This window comes from Halorubrum trueperi (genome assembly GCF_042662525.1).
Lineage (GTDB): Archaea > Halobacteriota > Halobacteria > Halobacteriales > Haloferacaceae > Halorubrum > Halorubrum trueperi.
In genome coordinates this window covers 46,494-71,259 of sequence record NZ_JBHSXI010000025.1, presented here as the reverse complement: position 1 = coordinate 71,259, position 24,766 = coordinate 46,494, and the positions used below count along the sequence as shown (strand labels likewise).

Sequence of the window (24,766 nt, the reverse complement as noted above, 5' to 3'; positions counted from 1 at the left end):
CCGGGTGGCCTGGTTGTTGACTATATTGGTATCAGCGAACGGCTGAAGAAGGCATTGGACAAGTACACATCCGAGGTCCAGAACGATGCGATGTTGGATATCGAAGAGGCTGTGGAAGTAATGCGGCAAAAGCATCTGAAGGTTTCTGACTTCTTCGCTGCTGTGGATTACAGTAACTGGCCGCAACTGGATCGAATGAAGCGCCAACGCCTGTTGTACAAGGCTCAGAATGAGGTTCTGATTACTGAGGAGCGTGAGGAGAAGTTCCGGGAATCCATGAAGGAGTTGAAGAAGGCCCACTCGCTGGTTTCACCTCACTCTGCGGCAAGTGACATCCGGGCGGATGTGGCGTTCTTTGAGGCGGTTCTCGGCGCCATCAACAGCATTGAGAACTCCGGAAATCCGGATGAGATGGAAGACTTGGACTCAGCGATGAAAGAGTTGGTAGCTGAGGGTGTCGGCATTGAAGACTTGGTAGAGGTAACCGGGTTTGACAAATGGGAGAAAGAGAAGCCGGTTCTGAGCGACGATTTCCTTGGTGAGGTTGAAGAGGTTGAATTCGAGAACCTGCAGGTGAAGATGCTTCGTCAACTCTTGGAGAATGAGATCACAACTCGGAAGCAGACGAACCTGGCGAAGTACGAGTCCTTCGAGGAGGAACTAGAGGAGACAATTAACGAGTACAACGAGGGCTTCCTCTCGACGCAACAGGTGATCGATGAGCTGCGAGATTACGCTGATAGGATTCAGGAGACGGATGATCGACAGGATGAGCTCGGATTAAGTGATGAGGAGTATGCTTTTTACTCGGCTATCTCGTCGAACACGGATACTGAGATCGATGAGGAGACGTTGAAGACAATTGCCCACGAGTTGAAGCAGAATTTGAAGGACAGTGTGGAGTTAGATTGGACGAACCGTGAGAAAATTCGGGCCGAAATAAAGACCGAGGTAAAGGCTGTTCTGCGAAGTAATGGCCTGAGCTTGTATAAGCACGAAGAGCTAGTTGATCCGATTGTCTCACAGGCAGAGGCATTCTATGGTGGGGCAGCGGCTTAACCCGACTTCGGCTACTCTTTGAATATCGACTGCGACCAGCCAAATAAACGGTAAGAGTCAGCTTTTGCACTTACATTGTACGCTGCTGTCTGTTTCTATTGTTCTACAATAAACGAGCGAGCTAAAGGGTCGGTAATAGTTTGGCCTCGGCACTCATAGGGCTCGTCATCGCTGGTGCCGAGGCAGCTCGGAGCGGTGTCTCGTCATCGGCCGGTCGCTCGTAGTCGCCTCGACGTGTAAAAGGATCCGGCCCCAGTGCAGGCCGGCAGAGTCAGTCGTCGACGTGACACGACCCGGTGTACGCGTTCCGCCGGTCGATCCCGTTCGGGAGCCGGGTGGTGTCGGTCGCGTCGAAGGTTGCCGCCGAACGCGCGATCGCCTCCGCGGCGGTCGGGAGGGCGTCGCCGCCCGCGCCGCAGTCGCTGCCCGCGCCGTCGTCCCTCTCGTCTATCGCCGTGTTCGACGTGGACTTTCGATCTCCGATCCTCGGGACCGGTTCGATCCCAGGGGTCGACGCTTCTCCGTCCGATGACGGCGTCGACTCGATCCTCGTCTCCGTTTCGATGCTCGTCTCTCGCCTGCTCGGACCCTCGAGACCGCTCGTCGCTCCCGATTCCGAGCCTGCGTCAATCGTGTACTACGGGTGGCACATTCACCCCGATGCCCTCTTCTGTAATAATTGTTCATGTTTGTTCCACCCGGTCGATTCGAAGCTCGCTGTCGTCCCCGGAATCCCGGCTCGACGCGATCCTGGAAATGTCGGCTCCGGACCTGCGGATGATCGACGGGAAGCGATCGGCCGAATTCACCGCACCTATGGGTTTGTTATACCGACATGGCGTTCATGCGGTCGAGACCCGAACGTGTTCGACCCCGTTTCGCGGCCGTGAGAATGCTCGAAACCGGGTTCGGTTGGCCTTGTCTAACTAGGAGTATGGTCGAAACAACGGAGCGATCCGCGGCGTCGGGCGGGGCGCGCTCGGCGGACGGTCGCCGTTTCGAGGTGTTCGTCCGCGACGAGGAGTCCGACCCGCTCCGCCACGTCGGCACGGTCGCTGCGCCGACGCCGGACGCCGCCCACGAGGAGGCGAGCAAGCTGTTCGCGTGGTACGCTCGCGACGTGTGGGTGTGTCCCGCCGGGGAGACGCACCGATACTCCGCTGAGTTGCTGGCAGATACCCCGCACTCGAGCGGGGGAGGGCGGGACTGCGACGAGGAGGGAAACGACGGGGAAGAGCCACGCGTGTACGAGGAGACGGAGGGAACCCCGACAGTCGCTTGCGGTGGCGCGCCGGTCGTCGATGACACGGATGGTGCAGACGGGAAGGATGACGCGGAAGGCGAGGGCGCACCGGACGAGGAGGAGTTTCGATGATCTCCGTCAGCAAACTCCTCTGTGACCTCGACGCCGAGAGCGACGGGCTTCGGTACGACGCGGCCGAGGAGTCGGAGCGGCCGCAGATCACGGACGAGCGACAGCGTCGCCCCGTCGTCGTCTGGAACACGACGAAGCGGTGTAACCTCCACTGCGAGCACTGCTACGCGGCCGCCGATCGAGAGGGCGCGCCGAACGAACTGTCGACGGCGGAGGGGAAAGCCCTCATCGACGACCTCGCCGCGTTCGGCGTGCCGGTCCTGCTCTTTTCGGGCGGTGAGCCCCTCGTCCGCGAGGACCTGACTGAGCTCGTCGCGTACGCCGCGGACGCGCGGGTACGACCCGTCCTCTCCACGAACGGGACGCTTCTCACCCGCGAGAACGCCCGGGAGCTGAGGGAGGCGGGGCTCCGGTACGCCGGAGTGTCGGTCGACGGCCTCCCCGAGCGCAACGATCGGATCCGCGGCGAAGACGGCGCGTTCGACGCCGCCGTCCGCGGGATCGAAGCGTGCCTGGACGTGGGGCTCAAGACCGGGCTCCGCTACACGATCACCGAGCACAACGTCGACGACCTCGCGGGCGTCGTCGACCTCCTCGTCGACGTCGGCGTCGACCGATTCTGCTTTTATCATCTCGATTACGGCGGGCGCGGTGCTGATATCGCCGACGTCGATCTGGCTCCGGAGGCGACCCGTGAGGCCGTCACCGACCTGTGTGACCTCACCCGCGAGTACCACGACGCGGGCGAAGAGATCGAAACCCTCCTCGTCGGCAACTACGCCGACACCGGCTACCTCGTCGAGTATGCGGACCGCGAGATGGGGACGGACCGCGCGCGGCTCATCCGCCGCTACCTCGAACGCAACGGCGGCGATCCCACCGGCGAGCGCGTCGCCGACGTCGACCCGGTCGGCAACGTCCACCTCACGCAGTTCTGGCAGAGGTACTCGCCCGGGAACGTCCGCGATCGGTCGTTCGGGGCCATCTGGTCCGACGAGTCGAACCCGCTGCTCGTCGGGCTTCGGAACCGCGAGGAACGCCTGTCGGGGAGGTGCGCCGGCTGCGCGTACCGTGACGTTTGTCGCGGTGGCTCGCGGCTCCGGGCGTTGGCCGTACACGAGGATCCTTTCGCACCGGATCCGAAGTGCTACCTCACCGACTCCGAGCGCCGCGGAGCGAAGGCGATGGCACGGATCCGCGGCGAGCCGAGCGAGCCGCCGGCGGACTGACCGCTCGGTGCCCGGTCACTCGCCGTCCCCGTCGAACGCGTCCGTGACGAGCTTCGACTGGGCACACCGGAGTCGCCGCGAGAGCGCCGACTTGCCGATGTCGAGCTCTTCGGCGAGGTCGCCGAGTCGCACGCTCTCGTCGTCGAAGTAGCCGCGAGCGACCGCGAGTTCGATGCCCTCCCGCTGTTTCGGCGTGAGTCCCGAGAGGTCGACGGTCACCCGCTCCGCCGCGTCGGATCCCTCGACGACGGCCAGCTGGGCCACGCGCACGCGGTCGAGACTCTCTCGGAGCCCGCCGACCACGTTACGAACCGTTTTTCGGTCGTCGACGTAGGTCGTGGCACGTACCGTTCCGTCCTCGACCCGCCGAATGTGGGGAACGCAGTCGAACCGCTGAAAGACGCGACAGAGGCAGCCCTCCGAGACTCGCCCGCGCCCGCTGACCAGTCCCTCTCCGCCGGTCGGCCGGATGTCGACCGTACACTCGTGGCCCACCGCGTTGACGGATACGTCGCTCGCATCGGCTGTCTCGGCCACGATCGGACAGTTCCCGCTTTCGTCCGGGTCGAGATCGAGAGCGAGGTCGACACGAAGTCGACGACCGCTGCCGACGGGTTGGGCCATGGTCTCGCTTGACTGGCCCGCGGCTTAGTCGATCCGCACGTCTTCAGCTTCCGGGAACGCCACGGAATCGCCGAAGCACGGGGCTGCCGTCAGTCCTCGGACTCCGCTTCGGCTTCGTCCGCGCCCTCGTCTTCCGCCGGAGTCGCCTCGCCTTCCTCCGAGCGGGCCGCGACGAGAGCGCCGCTTGCGACGCTGTACATGGGCTCTTCGGCCGAGCGGACGCCGCTGATCGAAAACGGAATGTTCGCGTCCTCGAGGTGGTCCGCGAACAGGTCCTTGAACCCGTTCGGGCTGGAGGTTCCGCCGGTGACGACGACGGGCACGTCGAGGCCCTCCTCGATGTCCTCCTCGTCGACCTCGCGGGTGATGTTCTCGATGACGTAATCGAGCAGGTTCTCGTAGTAGATCGCGAGCGCGCCCTCGACGCCGCCCACGTCGGTGCGGAAGTCGAGCTCGAAGTCGTCTTCCTTGATGCTCGTCACCTTGTCCACGGGGGTGCCCGTCGCCTGCGAGGTCTGCTCGTCGACCCAGTCGCCCCCGCGCGCGATGGAGAATTTCATCACGGGCACGGCGTAGTACGCGAGACAGACGTTCGTCATCCCCGCGCCGAAGCTGATCCCGAGCCCGGTGAAGTTGTTGTCGGCGAGCTCGGAGTAGATGACCGCCATCCCCTCGTTGATCGGTTCGGGGTCGTACCCCATGTCGCCGAGCATCGATTCGAGCGTCTTCTCGTGGTACAGGGTCGTCAGCCCGGAGTCGATCGGGTCCGCCGGACTGGAGTAGAACAGCCGCTCGTTGGGTCGGGAGGGCTCGCCGACCACCTGTTCGGTGATGAGCTTGATCATCGGGATCGCCGAGGCCTCGTCGCTGGAGAGGATCCCGTGTTGCATGGGGCGGCGCGTCTCCTTGTTGAAGATGTTCGCGAAGTTGAGGGCGTCGTCGCCGACGACGTACACCTTGTCGTCCTTGCGGATGTGCAGGACCTCGCTTCGGGAGAGCATCTGTTCGGCCATGTCGCTGTACTCGATCTCGACGAACGAGTTGCGTTGCTGTACGAACACCGTCTCGGCTCCTTCCTGTCGCCCCGAGAGAATGTTCATCGTACCGACGTCGAGTCCTTTCGCCATGGACCCACATTTTAATCCAGTCATCATAAACGTTCGTGGGTGTTGCGCCGTGAGAGAACGCATTCGAAGTGCGCTCGCGGGTGCTCGCGCGGAGAGCGCGCGACGACAAGATCGTTAACGAACCGGGCGTCGGGCGCGATCGGATCCCGCGCCGTTTATGTGTCGCGCCGCGGTGGACGGAGACGACTTGCACGACACAGCACGTGGCGTTCTGGAACTGGCGCGCCCGGGAAACTGCGTCGCCGCCGGGGTCCTCACGGGGACGGGCGCGTTCGTCGCCGGGGCCGACGCCGCGGTCGTCCCGGCCGCGGTCGCGACGGTCGTTACCGCGTTCGCCGTCGCCGCCGGCAACGCGATCAACGACTACTTCGACCGCGAAATCGACGCGATAAACCGGCCCGATCGGCCGATCCCGCGCGGGGCGGTCTCGGCGCGCGGCGCGCTCGCCGTCTCCGCCGCGTGGTTCGCCGCCGCCGTCGCGCTCGCGGCGCTCCTCCCGCCACTCGCAATCGCCATTGCCGCCGTCAACCTCACCGCGCTCGTCACGTACACGACGGTATTTAAGGGGACGCCCGGACTCGGCAACGCCCTCGTCTCGTACCTCGTCGGCTCGACGTTCCTGTTCGGCGGCGCTGCCGTCGGGCGTCCCGGGGACGTGATCGCGCTCGCGCTGCTCGCGGGGCTCTCGACGTTCGCCCGCGAGGTGATAAAGGACGTCGAGGACGTGGTCGGCGACCGCGAGGAAGGGCTCTCGACGCTTCCGATCGCCATCGGCGAGCGACGAGCGCTGTGGGTCGCGACCGCCTCGCTCGTCGTCGCGGTGGCCGCCAGTCCGCTCCCGTACCTCTCGGGGACGTTCGGCGGCGTCTACCTCCTGATCGTCGCCGTCGCCGACGCGGTCATGCTGTACGCCTGCTACGAGAGCTTCTCCGACCCGACGGCCGCACAGCAGCGATTTAAATACGGAACGCTCCTCGCCGCCGTCGCGTTCGTCGTCGGGCGCGCTGCGCTTCTGATCTGAGCGGCTGCTGAGGGAGCGAAGTCACTGAGCGACACAGCCGCTGACTGCGCGAGTTTTGGGAAAAGCGCTCGACCGCGGACGGTTAGGTGCCGGTCACGCGACGTTGAAGCCCTTATCGCGGAGGAAGTCCTCCACGCGACCCGAGTGATTCCCCTGCAGTTCGATGGCACCGTCCTCGACGGTGCCGCCGCAGGCGAACTTCGACTTGAGATCGGACGAGAGCGAACTCATGTCCACGTCCTTCGGGTCGAATCCTTCGATGACCGTTACCTCCTTACCGTACCTGCGCTCGTCGATGCGGATGCTGATCTGCTGGGACTCCTTCGCGACGTCCTCGCAGACGCAGAGTTCCTGGGGCAGTCCGCACGTCGAGCAGACTTCCGACATTACGGTCGAATCTACAGGGTGCCCGTATTAAATAGTGTCGGGAGTGCGACCGCGACGCACGTCGTTCACGGACGGTCCGCTCCCCTCTCACCGCTCACGAACGGCCATCTCATCCCCTCACACCGCTCCCGGACTGCTCGCCTCGCCCTCACCGCTCCCGAACGTTCCGGCCGTTCGGCTCGCCGAACGACTCCGCGCCGGTGACGGGATCACGCTCGTAGGCGACCTCGCCGCGGAGAATCGTCAGCTCGGGGAAGACGCCCCGGAGTCCCTCGAACGGGGTCCAGCCGCACGCGCTGTGGAGCGCTCCGGCCTCGATCTCGCGCGGGTCCGTCAGGTCGACGAGGACGAGGTCGGCGTCGGCACCCTCGACGATCCGCCCCTTCCCCTCGATACCGAAGATCGACGCGGGGTTGGCGGCGACCACGTCGCGGACGCGCTCGATCGGAAGATCGCCGGTTCGAACCGCCTCCAACAGGAGCGGATAGAGCGTCTCGACACCGGGAACGCCGCTCGGCGCGTCGACTAGGCCCCGCCGCTTCTCGGCGACCGTATGGGGCGCGTGGTCGGTGGCGACCACGTCGACGTCGCCGTCGCGGAGTCGCTCGAAAACCGCTATCCGTCGCTCCTCCGACCGCAGCGGCGGGTTCATGCGCCCGAACGTGCCGAGTCGTCCGGCGTTCTCCCGCGAGAGAAAGAGGTGATGCGGGGTGACCTCGCAGGTCGCGCCGGTGGCGGCGACCGCGTCGATCCCCTCAGACGTCGACGTGTGCGCGATGTGCACCTGCGCGTCGGTCTCCTCGGCGGCGTCCAGCGCGCGCTCGACGGCCGCGACCTCGGCCGCGGCGGTCCGGTAGGCGGACCACGCGTCGGCGGCCGCGGCGGTGCCGACGCCGTCGAGGTCGCCGTCGAGCGCAGCGTCGTCGAAGAGCGTCTCGTCTTCGGCGTGAACCGTGACGGGGACGTCGCGGTCGGCGGCCTCCGCGAGCGCGTCCTCGAACAGGTCGAGAGCGATCCCCATGTCGCCGGTCGAGTCGGCGAGGAACACCTCGCCGAGCGCGAACAGGGGTCGCTCGAAGAGGCTCTCCGGGTCCCAGTCGCCGGTGACGCCGCCGTTGATCCCGTAGTCGACGTGGGAGGCGGCCGCGAGGGCGGCCTTCTCGTCGAAGGCGTCGCCGTCGACGGTCGGCGGCGAGGTGTTCGGCTGATCGACGACGGTCGTGACGCCGCCGGCGGCCGCGCTCTTCGAGCCCGAGTCCCACGTCTCCTTGTGGCTCCCGCCGGGTTCCCGGAAGTGGACGTGGACGTCGATCGCGCCGGGAAGGAGGTGTCTCCCCCGCGCGTCGATGACGCGCTCGCCGGCGTCGGCGTCGAGTCCCGCGTCGGCCGCCTCGACGGCGTCGATCGTTCCCTCGCGGATCCGCACGTCGCGGACCCGCCCGTCCGCCAGTTCCGCTCCCGTGATGAGCATGCGTACGCGCTCGCGTCGGGCCGCTTAAACCGTGGTGATCCCGACACCGGTCACCACAAACGGTTTACCGCGCGCGGTTCCCGTCAGTTCATGGCGCTCCCCTCCATCGTCACCTCCGTCGCCCCCATCGTTCCCGTCGGCCCAGTCGCTCCCGTCGCCCACGCCACCTCCGCCACGCCCATCGCCCACGTCGCCTCCGTTATCTCCGCCACTCCGGTCGCGCCCGCGGTCGTCGACGCGGCGGTCGGCTGGCTGTTGACGCTCCTCCTGTTCGCCTCCCCGGGACTCGTCGCCGCGGTGCTCTGGTCCCCGTTTCTGCTCGCGTCGCGATTCCGGGCGCTGTTCGTCACGCTGCCGCCCGCGGGGCGTCTCGTCCCGTCGTACGTCGCCGTCGCGCTCGCGCTGTCGGTCCCGTACGTCGCCGGCCTCCTGCTCACGGTCGGACTCGTCGACTCGGCGGGCCCCGGCTGGAGCAACGGACTCATCGAGACCGCGTTGGCGGGTGGCGTCCTCGTCACGCTCGTCGCGCCGGCGGTCGCCGTGCTCGGGCTCCCGCGCGCTGGGGTCGACTGGGATCCGACCGGCTACGGTGCCTCGACGTGGGCGCTTCTCGTCGCCGCCGGCCTCTGGTACGCGACGATGGCCGCCGTGCCGCTGTTCGCGCTCGCGGTCGTCTTCGCGCTCCCCGGCGGCTACTGAGTGGAATTCACGCACTTGCCAGCAGTGACAGCCCTCACACCTATCCCGCCGGGTGGGTGAATCGCCTAGTACAGACGCAGAAACGCATGATTCCGAGAGTGGGTATTGCACGCGGTTGATGTAGTCATTTATAAGCAATCGTCGCTGCTGCGCTCATCGCTTTTAAATACCACGTCGCTATCGGCGGTCTGCAATACCCACTCCCGCAATCGATCGTCGTTCTGTGGACAGGCAAGACGGCGGAAAGCCTCAAATCCCATTCCGTCGAACTCCGTGTATGCGCACTCGGCTCGGGATCGTCGGCCTCCTCGTGGTCGGGATCCTCCTGTTGGCGAACCCGTTGTACCTCCCGGTGGCGGTCGGCGAACCCGATCCCGCCTACACCCACACCGTGCAGCCGGTCGCGGGCGACTCGCCGATAGCCGGGATCGAGGTCGGCGAGACCGGAGAACGGGACGCCGCCGCCGCCGTTGATTCTGAGGACGCCGTCGTCGGCTACGCCGACCTTGACCCCGACGCGCGCGAGGCATTCGACCGGGCGCAGGAAACCGAAGGTGGGTTCGGCGTCGAGGATCCGGCAGCGCGCGTCGGCTCGCTGTCGTACCCGACCGAGCCGAGGCTCGGACACGGGCTGTTGATCGTCGATCGCGGGGGCGACCGGTACGAGTTCTGGACGCGGACGGTCGAGCGGGAACCGGGCGCGGTGATCGCCCAGCGGGTCGTCCTCCAGCCGGTCGCGTTCCTGGCGGGCTTCTTCGCGACCGTCGCCGCGGCTGCGGTGGCGCTTCGGGGACGGCTCGACGCCTGACACGCCGCCACGGCGACTTATACGCCGGCACAAAAGCTGATACGCCGATACGGCGACTGACGGGACGCTCGCGGGTCGGCCGCGGTCGGGTCGATTCCGGCCGGAACCGATCAGGTCGGCCTCAGTCCGCGGAATCGGGCTGTCCGACCGGCTTCGGAACGTCGCCGGTCTCTATCGCCCGCCGGGTGGACTCGTCGAGTTCGACGAGGTGACACAGCGGGTTTCCGGGGTACACCACGGGATTTTCCAAGAGACCGATCAACAGGCCGGTGAAGGGTGCTTCGACGCCGACCTCGTCCTTCTTGAACGGGTTGGTGATCGTCGCGATCCGGTCGCCCTCGCGGACGAGCGAGCCGCTCTCGAAGTGGGTGTCGACGATGCCGCCGGAGTCTGCGCGGAGCCACGTCTTCTCGCCCGCGCCGGCGACGATGGTCCGCCAGCCGGGCCAGCGAACGGTGTCGTTTTCGAGTAGCTCGTACTCCGCGAAGACGGAGCGCACGCCGGCGAGGGCGTCGTCGATGAGATCGCGCTGAAACCGGTGGGCCTCGCCCATCTCGATCGTGATCGTGGGGATCTCGTCGGCGGTCGCCTCGCCGCGGAGCGTGCCGCCCGGACCGTCGCTGTCGACGATCACGTTCGACCCGAACGACATCGCGAGGCGGTGGACGCCCGCGTCGGCCATGTCCCCGCGGACGTGGAGCATGTTCGTCCGGCCGCGGGTGGAGGTGTGGAAGTCGAGCCCGAAGTCGCAGGGCGCGATAAAATTCGAGTAGATCCGGTTCGCCATGCGCTTCGAGCTCGTCGACCCCGCCTTCCCCGGAAACGAGCGGTTCAGGTCGCGGTCGTACACCGGGAGGTAGCGCTGCTGGGCGAGGAAGCCCGGTACGTTGAGCACTGGGAGACAGACGAGAGTCCCGGCCAGTTCCGAGAGGTCCCACTCGTGGGCCACCTCGCGGACGACCTCGATGCCGTTCAGCTCGTCGCCGTGCGCGGCCGCGGTGAGGAACGCGGTGGGGCCGTCGCGTTCCCCGTTGACGATCGTCACGGGGATCCGGACCGGGTCGCCGAGGTACGTCTCGCTGATTCCGTAACGGATGTTCTGCGTTTCACCGGGCGGCACCGCGCCGCCGTTGTACGTGAACACCCGGTCGTCGCTCATGTCACACCGGAGCAGGGCGGCGGGTATATATATGGCGACCCGGGGGGCGCTCGGCCGTCACGCGCGTTGCGCGCCGAGCCAATCTCCGGGCCGAGACGCGGTCCGCCGGGTCGGGTTCCGAGCCGAGACGCAATCCGCCGAATCGAACCGATCACCAAATCGAGCCCCGGAGCGCGCGCCGCGGCGGCCCTCCCGAACGGCGATCGGACGAACTTTTACGCCGGCACCCGCACAGTGGTACATGAGTTCGGACGCGGTCCGGGTGGGAGTGCTGTCGCTGCACAACAGCAAGGAAACGAAAGCTATCTGCAACGCGGTCGAGGGGCTCGGCCACGAGCCCGTGTGGCTCCGCGAGGAGAACGCGGCGATCAGCGTCGACGACGGCGAGGTCTCGGTGGAGCCGCCCGTCGACGTCATCGCGAATCGGCTTCTGTTGTCGAACACGGACCAGCCCGCGGAGCTGCTCGGCCTGGCGACGACGTTCGAACGGATCCGGCCGATGCTCAACGAGCCCAACGCGGTGCTCGCGTCGATCCACAAGTTCGCGACCGCCGCGACGCTCGCCGATTGGAACATCCGCGTGCCCGACGCCCTGCTCGCGCTGTCGAACGACCGGCTCAACGAGGGCCGCGAGCGCTTCGGCGACGTCGGCGTGTACAAGACGGCGATCGGGACTCACGGCGGCGGCACGTGGAAGGTCGACCTCACGGAGCGCGTGAACCCGAAGGTCGGAAACCGGCAGGCGTTTCTTCAGAAGCTCATCGACCGCGACGACGAGGAACACCGCGACCTGCGCGTGTACATCGTCGGCGACGAGATCATCGGTTCGATGTACCGCTACGCGCCCGAGGGCGACTGGCGGACAAACGTGGCGCTCGGCGGCGCGGTCGAGGACGCGACCGACGACATGCCCGACGAGGCGGCCGAGACGGCGCTGTACGCGGCCGACGTGATGGACCTCGACTACGCCGGCGTCGACCTCGTCGAGGGGTACGACGGCTGGTACGTGCTCGAAGTGAACCCGACGGCCGGGTTCAAGGGGCTGTTCGAGGCGACCGGCACGAGCCCCGCCCCGCACATCGCGAAGCTCGCGATCGAGACGGTCGGCGGCGAGGTCGACGACGACGACGTCGAGCGCATCTCGGCGACCCTCGACGACTCGCGTCCCTCCTGCGCGCCGATCCCGAAGGCGAGTCCGTCCGAGCAGCCCGTCATCGGCTACATCGAGGAGGTCGTCGTCACCGGCACCTCCGGCTCCACGCAGGCGCACGCGAAGTCGGACACGGGCGCGACCCGGACGAGCATCGACACGCAGCTCGCCGCCGAGATCGGTGCGGGTCCGATCAAGAGCATGACGCGCGTGAAATCGGGCAGCGTGAAGGGCGGGAAGGCGCGCCCCGTCGTCGACCTCGTCATCGGCATCGGCGGCAACCAGCACACCGTCACCGCCAGCGTCGAGGATCGCGGGCACATGGAGTACCCGCTGCTTCTGGGTCGCGACATCCTCACCGACTACCGTGTCGACGTCCGCAAGCGCGCCGACGTGGAGGAGGCCGAGCGCGACGAGGCCGGCGAGATCCTCGAAGAGGAGTAACGCGTCGCGGGATTGCGGGAGGACGTGCCGCACTCGGCTGACGTGAGTGTTTATAAGGGAACGCCGCTAGCGCGGTGACCACCTCCAACGCCCCAGTCGCCGGCGGTTCGCCGCCGGCTGCCAGCGGCGCTCCGCGCCTCGCTGCCGCTCGCTTATAAATCGGTGCTCGCGCGGTGAACATCACCAACGCCCCAGCCGCACCTCACGCCTCCCCAGCCTCGGACGGCCCGTCCGCCCGACCGCTGGGCGGACGGGCCGCCCTCCCTCGCGCGGGCTCCTCGCGCCCGGCGGGCGCTCGGAGGCGCACGCCGACAGCAACGTTCATTTATAAGTAGTCGTCGCTCTCGTTCTCGGTCCGTCACGCCTCGCGCCGTCACGTCTCGGTCCGTCACGCCTCGCGCCGTCACGTCTCGCGCCGTCGTCGCGTCCGTTGTTTATAAGCGCGGGCCGCCCCGTCGTTCGCGTATGACCGACGACCTCGGGACGCCCGTGCTCGACAACCACCTCCACCTCGATCCGCGCCACGGTCGCGGCGTCGACGCGGTCGAGGACTTCGTCCGGCTCGGCGGGACCCATCTGCTCGTGGTGAACAAACCCTCGTGGCACCTCGGCGTGGAGCCCGACGAGCCGGCCGACTTCCGACCCGTCTTCGAGGAGACCATCGAAGCCGTCGAGAGCGCGAACGAGGTGCTGCCGGGCCGGGCGTGGCCCGTCCTCGGCGTCCACCCCGGACTGATCAGCCGGCTCGTCGACGAGCGGGAATTCTCCCCCGAAGACGCGCGCGACCTCATGCAGGGGGGCCTGGAGGTCGCGAGCGAGTTCGTCGCCGCCGGGGACGCGCTCGCGCTCAAGTCTGGACGGCCGCACTACGACGTGAGCGACGCGGTCTGGGACGCCTCAAACGCCGTGACCCGGCGCGCGTTCGAGCTGGGAGCCGCACTCGACTGCGCCGTCCAGCTCCACACCGAGGCTAGCGAGGACCTGACCGACCTCGCCGCCGTCGCGGAAGCGGTGGGGATGGACCCCGCTCGCGTCGTGAAACACTACGCCGAAGGCCGGCTCGCCGGCCCGACACCGAGCGTGATGAGCGAGAAGGACCGCCTCAAACGGGCCGCGGAGTCGGGCGAACCGTTCCTGATGGAGACCGACTTCGTCGACGACCCCGAGAAGCCGGGGATGGTGCTCGGACCGAAAACCGTGCCCCGGCGGGTCCGCTGGCTCCTCGAACGCGGGAACGACGAGGCGGTTCGGCGGGCGCACGTCGAGACTCCCGCCGCGGTGTACGGAATCGACACCGAAGCGACACTGGAGTGAGACTCCGGAATCCCGCCGTCGAGCGGGTGTGACGCCGTCTCGCGGCACGATCGATAGGAAAGGCATTTGAGTAGTCCGGGCGACGTATCGCACATGACCGACGACGACGCCATTGAAACGTTCTATACCGACGAACGCTGGCAGAACTGGCTCGACCGGCTCAAAGAGGAGGATCTGGACCCCGAAAACGAGGACTCCGCGCGGCTCCTGTTGAACCTTCAAGACGACGCCGCGATCGCCGTCGTGAAGGTGCTCGCGGCGTTCGACGAGGACCGAATCGACGAGGACCGCACGGTCGAGGAGCTCCGTGACATCCGCGAGATCGTCCTCGCAGAGGTCGCGTTCGACGACGAGGACAAGGTCATGCTGATCGACGGCGTCCAGACCTCGCTCGTTCCCGTCTTTTACGCGGCCGAAGAGTACGTCGTCGGCGGCGTCGTCGAGGGCGACGTGAGCGAGTTCGTGCGCGCGGCCGCCGACGCCGAGGCCGAGGAGGATCTCGACGCCGCGCTCGGCTACGTCGTGCAGGCCGGGACGCGCGTCATCGACGGCGAGCCGCTCGACATCGACCTCGTCGATGAACTTGAGTACGGACTCGTCTCCGAGTGGGTCAACGGACTCGACTCGCTGCAGTCCGCCATCGAGGACCCGGAAGTCGTCGAGGAAGACGACTGACGCCGCCGTCAGCTGTGGCGTCGACCCCGCTGTCGACCCCGTCGTCGACTGTGTCGTCGATTGCGCCGTCGACCCCGCCGTCTCTTCTCCGGTCGGGGTCGTCCGCTCACGCTGCGACCGCGAACAGGAGCAGGTTGTGCGCCGCTGGGCCGAGCCCGACCGCCGCGACGAACCCGAGCAGGAGGTACCCCTCCGACGGGGTCTCGCGGACGTACGCCGCGAAGAGCCAGACGACGAGGCTCGCGACCGCGAGTTTCACCAGTAGGAACAGCCATCCCTCGCCGAGCACCGGGACCGACGGGAGCCCGCCGAGTTCCAGCAGGATCCGCGAGACGGGCGTGCGCTCGCCGAAGCCGAGCTGGGTCGTTCCGATCGCAGTCGAGATGCCGTCGAGGGCGTGCCCGAACACCGCGAGTGCGCCGACCCCGCCGGTGATCCGAACCTCGGGACGGAGTCGCGTCAGCCCCACCCACGCGCCCGCGGCGATCGGGACCGTCGCGACGAGCGAAATCCCGGACCAGAACGCGCCGTCGGTCGACACCGCCGTCGCGAGCGCGAGCGCGACGACCGGAACGAGCAACGCCGCGCCGGTCACCGCGAGGCCGGTCGGAACGCGCTTCGGGAGGACTTCGGCGCTCGCGAGCCACGCCGCGCCCGCGAGCGACCCGACCGTGAGGTAGACCGTCGGCGAGCCGGCGAGCGGAGCGAGAAGCGGCGGGAGCGCGTCGACGACGTACAACACGTGGGCCGCGGATCCGAGCGCCATCCACGGCGCGAGCGCGAGCACGTGGCGATCGGTGACCGCGGGGCGACGGCGACGAAGCGCGGCGACGACCGCAGCGGTAGCGAGCAGGACGACGACGAGGTGCGGCACCGGTGGCAGCGTCGTCCCCGAGGGGACGAACGGGAGGCCGTCCACCATCACACCGACAGGACGGGCTGGCTGGCGTACAGGAGGACGTACTCGGCCGCCTTACCGAGCACCTCGCCCGGGTCACCCGAGACGGGCTCGCGGGGAACGACGATGAAGTCGGACTCGATCTCCTCCGCCGTGTCGAGGACGACGCTGCCGGGGTGGACCGTCTTCACTTTCGTCGAGAACCCGTACGCAATGGAGTTGCTGTGGGCGATACCGGCCGAATCCGCGCGTCTCGCGACGGAGTCGGTGAACGCCTCGGTGTCGTCGGCCACGTCGCGCTCGTCGATCACGCCGTGGTCGATGGCGCGGACCACGTCCTCGTCGAGCACATACAGGGCGTGGACGCTCGCGTCGTACTCGGCGGCGACCGCGATCGCGTAGTCGACCGCCTCGTGGGACTCCTCGCTCCCGTCGACGGGAACGAGGACGAGGTCGATGTCGAGATCGGTCATACGCGAGTCGTCGTCGGGGGAGTTCAAAAAGCCCGCCCCATGCGGTCGGTGGCGGAGACGCCGCCGACGCGGTCAACGTCCGGACGCTTCGCCGGCCTCAACACTCGGACGCCCGCCGGTTGTGGGCGTCAGAACTCCGGAAGCCCGCGCTGACCCGCCTCACACCGGTCGTTCGTCGGCACGTTTGTCGCGACGATCTCGTCGACCTCGTCGCGGTTCGCCGCGTCGCTGTTGATCGCGCGGGTCGCGCCCTCGACGTCGACGTGGAACCCCGCGTCGGCGTACGCCTCGTACATCACGCCGCTGTTGCTGAGCACGACCGACACGCCCGCCTCGTCGAGCTTCCTCGTCACGTCGAGCAGCCGACGCTGGTCCTCTCGGTCGAATCCATCGGCGCTGTACTCGTTGAAGCTCGCGGTCGCGCTCATCGGTTCGTACGGCGGATCGAAGTAGACGAGGTCTCCGGGCTCGGCGGCGTCGAGGACGTACGCGAAGTCGTCGTTGCGGACGGACCCGCTCGCCAGCACTCGGCTCGCGGCCCGGATACGGTCGCGTTGGACCCAGTCGGGGTTTGCGTACCGGCCGATGGGAACGTTGAACCCGCCGTCGGCGTTCTCGCGGTAGAGCCCGTTGTAGCAGGTTCGGTTGAGGTACAACAGGAGCGCGGCCTCTTCGAGCGGGTCGAATTCGCCCTCGTACGGCCGCCGGTTGAACCGCGCGCGCTGCTGGTAGTAGTAGTTCTCCACGGCGCGCCCGCGAGCCGTCTCCTCGCTGTACCGTAGGGACGGGTCCGGGTCGGCCTCCGGGTCGTCGAACGACTCCAACCGCTCGATCAGGGCGTCGGGATCGTCCCGCACCCGCTCGTAGAAGTTCACGAGCCGCGGGTTCGCGTCGTTGATCGTCGCCCCCGCGGGCTCGCGGTCGAAAAAGACCGCGCCGCCGCCGACGAACGGCTCGTGATAGCGACCGTACTCGGCCGGGAACCGCGCGTACAGCTCGTCGAGGAGCTGCCGCTTTCCGCCGGCCCACTTCAGGATCGGCTCGGCCATGTGCTGTCGGGAATCCCCCGCGCCGCCGTATAAACGTCCCGGGCGACGCGGAGCCGATCGGTTTCGTCGGGAACGACCGAGCCGGAAGTCAGTCGTCAGCGCCGACGACCAGCACGGGAGCGGAAGCGCCGCGCTGTACCCGGACGGGGAGCGTCTCGGGGTGGACCAGCCGGTCGAGGCCGGTCCGGCGCGCGGACCCGACGACGATCAGGTCGGCGTCGTGGGTCGCGGCGAAGTCGAGGACCTCGTCGTGGGCGGTCCCGTAGCGGAACCGCTTCTCGACGTCGACGCCGCGCGCTTCGCCGCGCGCCGCCGCGTCTTCGACGAGCGTCTCGCCGGTGCGCTCGGAGCGCTCGACGGCCATGTCCCAGTGCTCCCTCGTGTCGACGACGTACAGCGCGTCCACGGTCGCACCGTGTGCGGCGGCGACGTCGAGGCCGGCGTCGACGGCCGCCCGTCCGGCGTCGTCGTCAGCGGTGACGACGAGCACCCGCTCGAAGAGAGCGGACGCCGACGCGGAGTCGAACGTCGCCGAGGGGTTCGTTTGCGACGGGCTCGTTTGCGATGGGCCCGCCTGCGGACTGGTCGCGGAGCGGTTCGTCGAGTCGGGAGTGTCTGGGTCGGCGGACATTGGTTCTCGGTACCGGGTATCGTCCGTTCGAGGACGCCGGTGGTTCTCGTATTCACGTACGAGCGGGCCCCTCTTAACGATTTTCGACAGGATAAACGATTATCATTATCTATCCGTAAACGGTGGACGATAGTTCAACACACTCTCGTTTTGTTCGACGATCACGATCTTTATGAGCGATTCGGTGCGTTGCGAGCGACTCCATCCGCGTCAGGTCGAGACGGCAAGAACGACTGCAACGACGCGTTTTAATCCGCGAGTCCGAACAGTACCGATAGGACAACGGATCGCCGCGCTCGCGCGGAGCGGCGAACGTCGAGAGGAACGACGATATGACACGGGAAACCACTGCCGACGCGACGGACGGAAACGATGGATGACGGCGACGAGAACGGCGACGGTGTCGGGGACGATGCCGACGTAGTCGCCGATACTAACGAGGGCGACGACATTGCCGGAGACGCCGAGGGAGACGACATTACCGGAGCCGCCGAGGGCGGTGAGATCGACTACGCCGGTCGGGCCACCGACGTCCTCGGATTCTCTCGGTGGTGGCAGATCGTCGCGGCGGCCGGCATGATGGCCGCCGTGAGCCCGTACCAGTACGTCTGGTCGTCGATCGAACAGCCGCTGGCGGCGAACCTCGACATCGCGTTACCGGCCTTGGGCGCGGTGTTCTCGTTTTACGTCGTCTTTCAGTCGCTCTCGCAGTTCCCGGCCGGGAAGTGGCGGGACAGTCGCGGACCGGGGCTGCTCACGTTCGTCGCGGCGCTACTCGCCGGCGGGGGCTACATCGGCCTCGCGTACGCGACGACCGTCTGGCAGCTGTACCTGCTTTACTCGCTGGGAGCGGTCGGCGTCGGGATCGTGTACACCGTCGCGGTCAACACCGCGGTCAAGTGGTTCCCCGACCGCACGGGACTCACGACGGGCATCGGGACGATGGCGTTCGCGGGCGGCAGCGCGCTGGTCGTGCCGTACGTCCGCGCGAACGCCACGGTGGCCGCCTACAGCGACGTGCTCCGAAACGTCGGTATCGGCATCCTCGTCGTGACGCTCGTCGGCGCGTTCCTCCTGCGGGATCCGCCCGACGACTGGCTCGGGTTAACGGATCGAGAGGAGGGTGACGGCGGCGACGATGGGCTGGCGGCCTCGCTCCGGGGGCGCGCGTACACGACCCGTGAGATGCTTTCGACGTGGCAGTTCTGGCTGCTGTACGCGATGTTCGTCGCGACCGCGGCCGCCGACCTCATCGTCATCGCCAATGTCGTCCGGTTCGCCGAGCAGTTCGGGCTGGCGGCCGTGGTCGCGACCGCGTCGGCGACCCTGCTTCCCGTCGCCGCCGGCGTCTCGCGGATGATCCTCGGAGAGGCCTCCGACCGCTTCGACCGCAAGCGGGTGATGGCGGTCTCGTTCGTGCTCGCGGGCGTGTTCAGGCTCGCCCTGATCGGGGCGGGATCGTCCGGATCGGGAGTCACGTTCGTCGCGCTGGTGCTCGCGGCGATGTTCTTCTCCTCGCCGCTGTACGTCTACTTCCCGGCGATGATCGCGGACTACTACGGCGCGCGCAACTCCTCGGGCAACTACGCGGTCCTCTACACCGCGAAGGTCGGTGGCGGCGTGTTCGCCGGCACCGTGACCGGCTACCTCGTCGCGACGGTCGGATGGGTCCCGACGTTCGCGCTCGGGGGCGGCCTCGCGATCGCCGCGGGGCTCGCGACGTTCGTCCTCCGTCCACCGAGCGGTTCCGGGTTGGACCGCGACGAGGCCGCGTCTCCGAACTGACGGCTCGGCATCCGCCGCCCCGCATCCGCCGAGCGACCCCGCTCCTTTTGCCCTCGCCGCGCGTACGTCCGGCGATGGAACACGCCGCCGAACTCGAACTGTTCAAGGCCCCGGAGACGACCGCGTCCCGGGACCAGGGCGCGTTCAGGACGAACTTTAACTTCCCCGGACGGAATCGACCGGGCCACGAGGACCACGGGTACGGGCCGCTGTCGACCGTCGTGGAGTCGTTCATGGACCCGGGGACGCTGATCCCCATGCACCAGCACCGCAACGAGGAAATCGTCTCGTGGGTGCCGGCTGGCGTGATGCGCCACGACGACGGAGAGGGGAACCGGCTCGTCACCGATCCGGAGACCCTTCTGATCATGAACGCCGGCCGCGGGTTCTCACACTCCGAGGAGACCGCCGCGGACGACCCGCCGCTCCGGATGCTCCAGATATTCGTCCGTCCGCACAGCCTCGATCTCGACCCCGGTATCCAACACGAACCGCTCCCGGATCCCGTCGCGAACGAGTGGCGTCGCGTGTTCGCGCCGGCGGGGACCGATCACCCGCTCACCGTCCGAAACGCCGTGTACTGCTTCGATCTCCGGCTGGACGCCGGCGAATCCGTCGCGCTCCCGGACGGACGGCGGACCGCCGCGGCCGCGACGGATTCCCAAGACTGGGACGTGTACTTCTACGTTTTCGAGGGGGAGATCGAGGCAGCGGACACCACGTTCGCTCGGGCCGAAAGCGGTCTCTGGACCGGCGGAGAGACGCCGACGCTGACCGCCACCGAGGATGCGGTCGTGGTCGCGTTCCGCCTCGACCCCGACGCGCCGATCACCCGACGGGGAACGATCGGACGGTAGACGGTCGGACTCCGGTCCGTCGTTCGTCGTCGAAGGCGTCCCCGATCCACTCGCGATCAGCTTGGCCGGCGTGACGTTTGCCCTCGTCGTCGCGGTGGAGACGCCATCTTCCCCGTCTTCGGCGGCGGTACGATCGGGATGGCCACGCTCGTTCCGCTGTGACACCAGGCAGCGAACCGATCCGGTCGTCACCGACCGCCGGCGATTTCCCGTTCGATATCTCGCCGGAGCGCGTCGATCCGATCGCCGACGGTCCCGATCGCCGCGAGAACTGGATACGTCACCGACAGGTCTTGGTAGAGGTACGTCGCCAGGTCGACATCGCCGTCGAGCGCGAGCGATCGCTCGTGGTCGACGATCTCGCGCTGACGCCGGACGGCGATCCGGTCGCAGTCGGAACGGAGCACGTTCGTCCGCGCCCGGCAGGCATCGAGCGCGCCGAAGTCTCCGTCCGGGACTTCCTCGCGCGCCATCGCCTCCAGTTCTCGATCGATCGGCGTCAGTCGAGAGGCGGCACGGTCGACGGACTCGATCTCGGATCCGATCGTCTCCGCGAACAGCTCCCGTTCATCGATTGCGTCGTCGACGGCAGCGAGCAGGGACCGCTTGTACTCCGCGTGGAATCGCGCGGTTCGGGTGAGCGCGAACGCTATCTCCGGCCCGAACTCCGCGGCGAGGCTCCGCTCGTAGGTGTCGTCGTACTCGATGTCGTAGTGCGGAACGGACATGACCGTCTCCGCGTACGCGTCTCGGACCGCGACGAGCCCCGACCCGGCGGGAGCGTGGGTACCGATCGGCCCGCTAGGGGAGCCGAGTCCGTCCGCGCCTCCGATTCCGTATGCGGCTGCCCCCGGTTCGCGGTCCGTTTCGATTTGCTCCGTCGAGACGGATTCGATCCGGTCCCGGAACGCGCGGAAGGCTTCGCGCTCGTCGACGACGCGCCGCCGCTCGACGCGGAGTACCTCTCTCGCATCGTCGAGCGCGACGAGGCCACCGTCCGATGATCCGTCGATCGTTGCCATACCGCACCTCTCGCGGATCGCCCTCGTAAACGCTGGTATGAGTGGTATGGGGTGCGACGGAGAGGTATTGAGCACTCAATACACGCGCCGCGTTCGGTCGGTCGGCCACCGCGGGCTGCGACCGGATCAAAAGCCGGCGGGCTGATGTCCGGGAGTCGCGAGAGTCGCGGGAGTCGCGGGAGTCGCGAGGACGCCGACGGTGATCGATGCTTCCACCCCGGAATGCGGACGCCAATCTCCCCTGGCGACATACGCCGTTCAAAAGCGGTTATGAACGATATAAAACGATTTGAAGTCGTTATAAACGGTCGTTGAACTCGGTGAACGGTTCGAAACGGTCGCAAACGATCGACAATCCGGCTGAACACGGGCCAACGCTCTGTCCCTTATATGATGTCGGCGCTGCATGAGTCGAGTGACGACGGTGTTCCCCATGTCAAGTAAAACGGCCTCCTCATCGATCCGCACGCCGATCCGGATCGGCAGTACCGTTTCGGCCGAGTGTTGCCGCCGCGCGGTCGCGGGCGTACGCGGCGTCGCGTTCTGGGCGTCGGTCGTCCTCCCTCTCGCGTACCTGCCCGCGGCGTACGGCGCGATGGGCTTCGAGGGCGCGTGGAGCGCGCTCGCTCTCATCGCCGTCCACATGGCCTGTATCGTGATCGGTCACGAACACAACACCCCCTCCACCACCGCATGAGTACCACGAGTTCCCCCGCCCGACCAACGGCCGCACAGTCCGCCGAACAATCCGTCGAACGGTCCTCGGAGCAGTCCGGCGAACGGTCCACCGAGCAGTCCGGCGAACAGTCCACCGAACCGACCGCGTCGAAGGCCGACCGCCTCACCGACTTCCTGCGATCGGAGGCGGCCGACGGCGAGACCTACTTCAAAGCGAAATTCATCGCCGACGACGTCGGGCTCTCACCGAAGGAGATCGGCGCGCTGATCGTCCAACTCCAGGAATCGGTGCCGGATCTCGAAATCGAGAAGTGGTCGTACACCGGGGCGACGACGTGGCGCGTGTCCGAAGCGTGATCGCAACGCGGGATTCACATTCGGATACGACGGTCGACCGCGGAGCTATTTGAGAAATTTCCACGCAACACGGTAGACATCCCCTCCGGCCAGTACGGGAGTTGGAGCGAACCATCCCGGGAGTGGGTATTGCACGCGGGTGGAGTGGTCATTTATAAGTGAGTGAGTGGTGTTGCTGGCGGCTGTTTATATATCGTTGCTGGCGTGGTGAATTGCGGTGTTTCTGGCGTTGATTATTTATACGTGATCGTTGCTGGCGCGGTGAACACTTCCAAAGCCCCAGCCGCGAGGTGGGCGCACACTCGCTGCGCGCCTCGCTCAGTCGCTACGCTCCTTCGCTGCGGTGCTTGTGTCGCCTGCGCCCACCTCGCGGCTGCCCCTTTGAGTCCCACCCCCCACCGCAACCGCACCGCAGCCTCACACCTCCCCAGCCTTGCGGCTCCCTGCAGTCGCCGCGTCCCTCGCGGGCTCCTCGCGCTCGCTTAAAAGCGAGCGCTCGGAGGCGCGCCACAGCGTCGTCTATTTATAAGTAGTCGTCGCTGCCGCGCTCATTTCTTTTAAATATCACGTCGCCGGCAGCGGTCTGCGATCCCTACTCCCGTACTCGCTCGGTGCCGTTTCTGTATTGACCACGACCGGAAGAAACGCTCACCGACGGCGGTTCCAACAGGGCCTGTTTACTCCTCACGGCCGGCGAAGGTCCGGTACTTGAGGTCGTCCTCGCGGATTTCCTCGACGATCCGATCCACTATCACCTCGCGCGGGCGGTGGAGTCCGGAGACGCGCTCGGAGACCTCCTCGAAGCGCTCGAAGGGGCCGCGCTTCCGCTCGTCGAGTAGGTTGTTACGGAGCTGCTTGCCGATCCCGGGAAGGAGATTGAGCTGGTGGAGCCGGAGCGTGATCGGTCCGGCCTCGTTGTAGAAGTCGACGAAGCGCTCCTCGTCGGCGTCGACGATCGCCTCGACGGCGTACTCGATCTCCGCGGCCGCGTTGTGCGTGAGGTCGTCGAACTCGACCTCGCGGTAGCGACCGACTGAAGGCCCGTCGAGGCCGATCCGATCGCTCACGGAGACGTCCGCGTCCTCGTCGAGCGAGAGCTCGTACAGCCGGAACGAGTCCGTTCCGAGACCGTAGGCGACCGGTGACTTCTGGTGTGCCGGCCGGTTGTCGTCGGGCCGACCGTTCGGTAACACGTCCAGCAGGACGACGGTCGGACCGGCGGACGCATCGACTGCGTCGGTCCCGTCGGTCCCGTCGGTCACGTCGGCCGCGTCGGCATCGGGATCGCTCATACGTCGAGTACCGCGCCGTACGGTGAAAAAACCGCTGCCGACGAGCGCCCGTACCCGACGCGATACGCGGTAGCAGTCGACGATAAACACACGCGGTAGCAGTCGACGATAAACGGGTGTCTACGATGACCGATCGACGATGAGAGACCGTCCGTCGGCGGCGGCCGTACCGCGCAGGTCGTTCAGTCGCCGACTACGACGACGTCGGCGACATCTGGATGTTGAGACTCTTCTGGACGAGCTGAGTGAACGCCATCGAACACAGGAAATACCAGACGATCCACATCTGGATCGGGCCGACGAGCCCGGCGTCCCACGTGACGGTGCCGGCGATAGGAACGATGAGTTCTTGGGCCGCGATCTCGGGGTATGCGGACTCGGATCCGCGGTACCCGATCACCCAGAACATCCACAGGAACGCCGGGATCGTGAGGAACATGATCCACACCATCGGACGGAACTGCTCTTTGAACATCCCGAGCTGGTCGCCCATGGCGTCCATCTGCTCCTCTTGGATGGCGTCGAGCGCGGCCTGGTCGTCGCGCTCTTTCGCCTCCTTTCGTCGGTTCTGAATGTCCTTCATCCGATCTTGGTACGCGCTCATCTTGTCCATGTCCATGAGTCCCGCGCGCAACAGCGTGGAGTACAGTCCCGTGGCGAGGGCGATCACCATTATCACGACGTAGAACGGAACGATGTTCAAGAGCGGTCCGAGCACGATGTCGATCGATCCGGCGATCGCGTTCCGGACCGGACTGACCGCGTAGCCGACGAACGCGCCGAGCGTCGCCACCCCGGCGATCTTGTCCCACTTCGTCCATGACGTCGTCTCCGGCGTCTCGACGTCGCCGCCGCTCGAAAGATCTCCGTCGTCGTCATTGGTCATTCCCGCCTCGATTGCGTCCGGGTCGGCCAGCGCGAACCCGGTCTCGCCGTCGACGAGGATCTCCTTTTCGATGAGTCGGCCCCACTGCCCGCTCGTGATCTCGTCGCGAACGTCCACCCACTGGACTTCCCCGTCGGTGGCACGATCGAGGACTACCTCGACGGCGTCCCGCATCTCGCCGTCCTCGCGGACGAGCGAGCGGACTCTCCGTTCGACCTTGCTCATTATCGGACGATTGGCGGTCGACGGTTAAGAACCTTGTAGAATCGGCGTCGACGCGGCGGTCGGCTCGCAGC

General features: G+C 66.8%; 24 protein-coding genes and 1 pseudogene. 13 read left to right on the top strand and 12 right to left on the bottom strand.

What is annotated here, in order from left to right; all coding sequences use genetic code 11:
* The 3 genes from ACFQEY_RS17475 to ACFQEY_RS17465 form a co-directional block, all read left to right on the top strand.
* Positions 1-1,059, top strand: a 1,059-nt coding sequence (locus ACFQEY_RS17475) for a DUF3387 domain-containing protein (protein WP_379771149.1), incomplete at its 5' end; no start/stop codon positions are given.
* A gap of 934 nt (positions 1,060-1,993) precedes the next feature.
* Positions 1,994-2,434, top strand: a complete 441-nt coding sequence (locus tag ACFQEY_RS17470; protein WP_379771148.1) for an Htur_1727 family rSAM-partnered candidate RiPP — start codon at positions 1,994-1,996, stop codon at positions 2,432-2,434.
* Positions 2,431-3,663 (top strand): TIGR04347 family pseudo-SAM/SPASM protein, encoded by a 1,233-nt coding sequence (locus ACFQEY_RS17465; RefSeq protein ID WP_379771145.1) that lies wholly within the window; start codon positions 2,431-2,433, stop codon positions 3,661-3,663. Before ACFQEY_RS17470 ends, ACFQEY_RS17465 begins: the two co-directional genes overlap by 4 nt.
* A gap of 15 nt (positions 3,664-3,678) precedes the next feature.
* Here the strand turns inward: ACFQEY_RS17465 and ACFQEY_RS17460 are convergent, their stop codons facing one another.
* Together ACFQEY_RS17460 and ACFQEY_RS17455 are read right to left on the bottom strand one after the other, a co-directional pair.
* Positions 3,679-4,287, bottom strand: coding sequence for a helix-turn-helix domain-containing protein (locus ACFQEY_RS17460; RefSeq protein WP_379771143.1), 609 nt, complete (start codon positions 4,285-4,287; stop codon positions 3,679-3,681).
* Between the two features lie 89 nt (positions 4,288-4,376).
* Positions 4,377-5,414 carry a disk-shape morphogenesis protein volactin gene (locus ACFQEY_RS17455; protein WP_379771140.1) on the bottom strand — a complete coding sequence of 346 codons (1,038 nt, stop codon included), beginning with the start codon at positions 5,412-5,414 and terminating at the stop codon, positions 4,377-4,379.
* A gap of 187 nt (positions 5,415-5,601) precedes the next feature.
* On the opposite strand from ACFQEY_RS17455, the gene ACFQEY_RS17450 reads away from it, so the two are divergent.
* Positions 5,602-6,435, top strand: coding sequence for a geranylgeranylglycerol-phosphate geranylgeranyltransferase (locus ACFQEY_RS17450; RefSeq protein WP_379771138.1), 834 nt, complete (start codon positions 5,602-5,604; stop codon positions 6,433-6,435).
* A 93-nt stretch (positions 6,436-6,528) separates the two neighbouring features.
* Here ACFQEY_RS17450 and yciH read toward each other — a convergent pair whose 3' ends face one another.
* Both yciH and ACFQEY_RS17440 read right to left on the bottom strand, forming a co-directional pair.
* Positions 6,529-6,822, bottom strand: a complete 294-nt coding sequence (gene yciH / locus ACFQEY_RS17445) for a stress response translation initiation inhibitor YciH (protein WP_004046732.1) — start codon at positions 6,820-6,822, stop codon at positions 6,529-6,531.
* Between the two features lie 148 nt (positions 6,823-6,970).
* Positions 6,971-8,293: a dihydroorotase gene (locus ACFQEY_RS17440; RefSeq protein ID WP_379771136.1), complete on the bottom strand. Its 1,323-nt coding sequence runs from the start codon at positions 8,291-8,293 to the stop codon at positions 6,971-6,973.
* A gap of 90 nt (positions 8,294-8,383) precedes the next feature.
* Here ACFQEY_RS17440 and ACFQEY_RS17435 point away from each other — a divergent pair, with 90 nt between their 5' ends.
* Both ACFQEY_RS17435 and ACFQEY_RS17430 read left to right on the top strand, forming a co-directional pair.
* Entirely contained in the window at positions 8,384-8,992 is a 609-nt protein-coding gene (locus tag ACFQEY_RS17435; protein ID WP_379771134.1) for a DUF8162 family protein, read from the top strand.
* A 277-nt stretch (positions 8,993-9,269) separates the two neighbouring features.
* The gene (locus tag ACFQEY_RS17430; RefSeq protein ID WP_379771131.1) at positions 9,270-9,800 is read left to right on the top strand and encodes a DUF7979 domain-containing protein; all 531 of its coding nucleotides are present in this window, start codon (positions 9,270-9,272) and stop codon (positions 9,798-9,800) included.
* 121 nt (positions 9,801-9,921) lie between these two features.
* Here ACFQEY_RS17430 and ACFQEY_RS17425 read toward each other — a convergent pair whose 3' ends face one another.
* Positions 9,922-10,959: a succinylglutamate desuccinylase/aspartoacylase family protein gene (locus ACFQEY_RS17425; protein ID WP_379771129.1), complete on the bottom strand. Its 1,038-nt coding sequence runs from the start codon at positions 10,957-10,959 to the stop codon at positions 9,922-9,924.
* 241 nt (positions 10,960-11,200) lie between these two features.
* On the opposite strand from ACFQEY_RS17425, the gene ACFQEY_RS17420 reads away from it, so the two are divergent.
* The 3 genes from ACFQEY_RS17420 to ACFQEY_RS17410 all read left to right on the top strand — a co-directional run bounded on the left by ACFQEY_RS17420 (position 11,201) and on the right by ACFQEY_RS17410 (position 14,542).
* The gene (locus tag ACFQEY_RS17420; protein WP_379771126.1) at positions 11,201-12,553 is read left to right on the top strand and encodes a putative ATP-dependent zinc protease; all 1,353 of its coding nucleotides are present in this window, start codon (positions 11,201-11,203) and stop codon (positions 12,551-12,553) included.
* A 465-nt stretch (positions 12,554-13,018) separates the two neighbouring features.
* Entirely contained in the window at positions 13,019-13,867 is an 849-nt protein-coding gene (locus ACFQEY_RS17415; RefSeq protein WP_379771124.1) for a TatD family hydrolase, read from the top strand.
* A 93-nt stretch (positions 13,868-13,960) separates the two neighbouring features.
* Positions 13,961-14,542: a DUF2150 family protein gene (locus ACFQEY_RS17410; protein ID WP_379771121.1), complete on the top strand. Its 582-nt coding sequence runs from the start codon at positions 13,961-13,963 to the stop codon at positions 14,540-14,542.
* Positions 14,543-14,648: 106 nt separating this feature from the next.
* On the opposite strand, the gene ACFQEY_RS17405 is transcribed toward ACFQEY_RS17410, so the two are convergent.
* The 4 genes from ACFQEY_RS17405 to ACFQEY_RS17390 all read right to left on the bottom strand — a co-directional run bounded on the left by ACFQEY_RS17405 (position 14,649) and on the right by ACFQEY_RS17390 (position 17,593).
* Positions 14,649-15,464, bottom strand: coding sequence for a DUF63 family protein (locus ACFQEY_RS17405; RefSeq protein WP_379771197.1), 816 nt, complete (start codon positions 15,462-15,464; stop codon positions 14,649-14,651).
* Entirely contained in the window at positions 15,464-15,913 is a 450-nt protein-coding gene (locus ACFQEY_RS17400; protein ID WP_379771119.1) for a universal stress protein, read from the bottom strand. Before ACFQEY_RS17400 ends, ACFQEY_RS17405 begins: the two co-directional genes overlap by 1 nt.
* A gap of 128 nt (positions 15,914-16,041) precedes the next feature.
* Positions 16,042-16,962: a DNA adenine methylase gene (locus ACFQEY_RS17395; protein WP_379771117.1), complete on the bottom strand. Its 921-nt coding sequence runs from the start codon at positions 16,960-16,962 to the stop codon at positions 16,042-16,044.
* Positions 16,963-17,050: 88 nt separating this feature from the next.
* On the bottom strand, positions 17,051-17,593 hold the full coding sequence (locus ACFQEY_RS17390; RefSeq protein WP_379771114.1) for a universal stress protein: 543 nt from the start codon (positions 17,591-17,593) through the stop codon (positions 17,051-17,053).
* 372 nt (positions 17,594-17,965) lie between these two features.
* Between ACFQEY_RS17390 and ACFQEY_RS17385 the strand changes: the two genes are divergently transcribed.
* A complete protein-coding gene (locus ACFQEY_RS17385; RefSeq protein WP_379771112.1) occupies positions 17,966-19,378 on the top strand; it encodes an OFA family MFS transporter in 1,413 nt (470 codons plus the stop codon).
* Between the two features lie 74 nt (positions 19,379-19,452).
* A complete protein-coding gene (locus ACFQEY_RS17380) occupies positions 19,453-20,235 on the top strand; it encodes a pirin family protein (protein WP_379771109.1) in 783 nt (260 codons plus the stop codon).
* A gap of 188 nt (positions 20,236-20,423) precedes the next feature.
* On the opposite strand, the gene ACFQEY_RS17375 is transcribed toward ACFQEY_RS17380, so the two are convergent.
* Positions 20,424-21,257 carry a DUF7260 family protein gene (locus ACFQEY_RS17375; protein WP_379771107.1) on the bottom strand — a complete coding sequence of 278 codons (834 nt, stop codon included), beginning with the start codon at positions 21,255-21,257 and terminating at the stop codon, positions 20,424-20,426.
* A gap of 433 nt (positions 21,258-21,690) precedes the next feature.
* Between ACFQEY_RS17375 and ACFQEY_RS17370 the strand changes: the two genes are divergently transcribed.
* Both ACFQEY_RS17370 and ACFQEY_RS17365 read left to right on the top strand, forming a co-directional pair.
* Positions 21,691-21,954: a DUF8028 family protein gene (locus tag ACFQEY_RS17370; protein WP_379771105.1), complete on the top strand. Its 264-nt coding sequence runs from the start codon at positions 21,691-21,693 to the stop codon at positions 21,952-21,954.
* Positions 21,955-22,076: 122 nt separating this feature from the next.
* Positions 22,077-22,292 (top strand): annotated as a pseudogene (locus ACFQEY_RS17365) (DUF7123 family protein); the annotation flags it as partial.
* Positions 22,293-22,969: 677 nt separating this feature from the next.
* Here the strand turns inward: ACFQEY_RS17365 and ACFQEY_RS17360 are convergent.
* Both ACFQEY_RS17360 and ACFQEY_RS17355 read right to left on the bottom strand, forming a co-directional pair.
* Positions 22,970-23,584, bottom strand: a complete 615-nt coding sequence (locus ACFQEY_RS17360) for a DUF655 domain-containing protein (protein WP_379771103.1) — start codon at positions 23,582-23,584, stop codon at positions 22,970-22,972.
* A gap of 193 nt (positions 23,585-23,777) precedes the next feature.
* Complete coding sequence (locus ACFQEY_RS17355; RefSeq protein ID WP_379771100.1) at positions 23,778-24,695, bottom strand: DUF106 domain-containing protein; 918 nt, start codon at positions 24,693-24,695, stop codon at positions 23,778-23,780.
* Between the last annotated feature and the right edge of the window lie 71 nt (positions 24,696-24,766).

What these genes read in the sequence shown, in the direction of transcription:
- ACFQEY_RS17465 (WP_379771145.1), top strand. Translation starts at nt 2,431, where the DNA reads ATGATCTCCGTCAGCAAACTCCTCTGTGACCTCGACGCCGAGAGCGAC.
- ACFQEY_RS17455 (WP_379771140.1), bottom strand. Translation starts at nt 5,414, where the DNA reads ATGGCGAAAGGACTCGACGTCGGTACGATGAACATTCTCTCGGGGCGA.
- ACFQEY_RS17425 (WP_379771129.1), bottom strand. Translation starts at nt 10,959, where the DNA reads ATGAGCGACGACCGGGTGTTCACGTACAACGGCGGCGCGGTGCCGCCC.
- ACFQEY_RS17405 (WP_379771197.1), bottom strand. Translation starts at nt 15,464, where the DNA reads ATGGTGGACGGCCTCCCGTTCGTCCCCTCGGGGACGACGCTGCCACCG.
- ACFQEY_RS17370 (WP_379771105.1), top strand. Translation starts at nt 21,691, where the DNA reads ATGTCAAGTAAAACGGCCTCCTCATCGATCCGCACGCCGATCCGGATC.
- ACFQEY_RS17440 (WP_379771136.1), bottom strand. Translation starts at nt 8,293, where the DNA reads ATGCTCATCACGGGAGCGGAACTGGCGGACGGGCGGGTCCGCGACGTG.
- ACFQEY_RS17430 (WP_379771131.1), top strand. Translation starts at nt 9,270, where the DNA reads ATGCGCACTCGGCTCGGGATCGTCGGCCTCCTCGTGGTCGGGATCCTC.
- ACFQEY_RS17470 (WP_379771148.1), top strand. Translation starts at nt 1,994, where the DNA reads ATGGTCGAAACAACGGAGCGATCCGCGGCGTCGGGCGGGGCGCGCTCG.
- ACFQEY_RS17360 (WP_379771103.1), bottom strand. Translation starts at nt 23,584, where the DNA reads ATGAGCGATCCCGATGCCGACGCGGCCGACGTGACCGACGGGACCGAC.
- ACFQEY_RS17435 (WP_379771134.1), top strand. Translation starts at nt 8,384, where the DNA reads ATGGCGCTCCCCTCCATCGTCACCTCCGTCGCCCCCATCGTTCCCGTC.
- ACFQEY_RS17395 (WP_379771117.1), bottom strand. Translation starts at nt 16,962, where the DNA reads ATGGCCGAGCCGATCCTGAAGTGGGCCGGCGGAAAGCGGCAGCTCCTC.
- ACFQEY_RS17355 (WP_379771100.1), bottom strand. Translation starts at nt 24,695, where the DNA reads ATGAGCAAGGTCGAACGGAGAGTCCGCTCGCTCGTCCGCGAGGACGGC.
- ACFQEY_RS17410 (WP_379771121.1), top strand. Translation starts at nt 13,961, where the DNA reads ATGACCGACGACGACGCCATTGAAACGTTCTATACCGACGAACGCTGG.
- ACFQEY_RS17420 (WP_379771126.1), top strand. Translation starts at nt 11,201, where the DNA reads ATGAGTTCGGACGCGGTCCGGGTGGGAGTGCTGTCGCTGCACAACAGC.
- yciH (WP_004046732.1), bottom strand. Translation starts at nt 6,822, where the DNA reads ATGTCGGAAGTCTGCTCGACGTGCGGACTGCCCCAGGAACTCTGCGTC.
- ACFQEY_RS17460 (WP_379771143.1), bottom strand. Translation starts at nt 4,287, where the DNA reads ATGGCCCAACCCGTCGGCAGCGGTCGTCGACTTCGTGTCGACCTCGCT.
- ACFQEY_RS17380 (WP_379771109.1), top strand. Translation starts at nt 19,453, where the DNA reads ATGGAACACGCCGCCGAACTCGAACTGTTCAAGGCCCCGGAGACGACC.
- ACFQEY_RS17415 (WP_379771124.1), top strand. Translation starts at nt 13,019, where the DNA reads ATGACCGACGACCTCGGGACGCCCGTGCTCGACAACCACCTCCACCTC.
- ACFQEY_RS17390 (WP_379771114.1), bottom strand. Translation starts at nt 17,593, where the DNA reads ATGTCCGCCGACCCAGACACTCCCGACTCGACGAACCGCTCCGCGACC.
- ACFQEY_RS17375 (WP_379771107.1), bottom strand. Translation starts at nt 21,257, where the DNA reads ATGGCAACGATCGACGGATCATCGGACGGTGGCCTCGTCGCGCTCGAC.
- ACFQEY_RS17385 (WP_379771112.1), top strand. Translation starts at nt 17,966, where the DNA reads ATGGATGACGGCGACGAGAACGGCGACGGTGTCGGGGACGATGCCGAC.
- ACFQEY_RS17400 (WP_379771119.1), bottom strand. Translation starts at nt 15,913, where the DNA reads ATGACCGATCTCGACATCGACCTCGTCCTCGTTCCCGTCGACGGGAGC.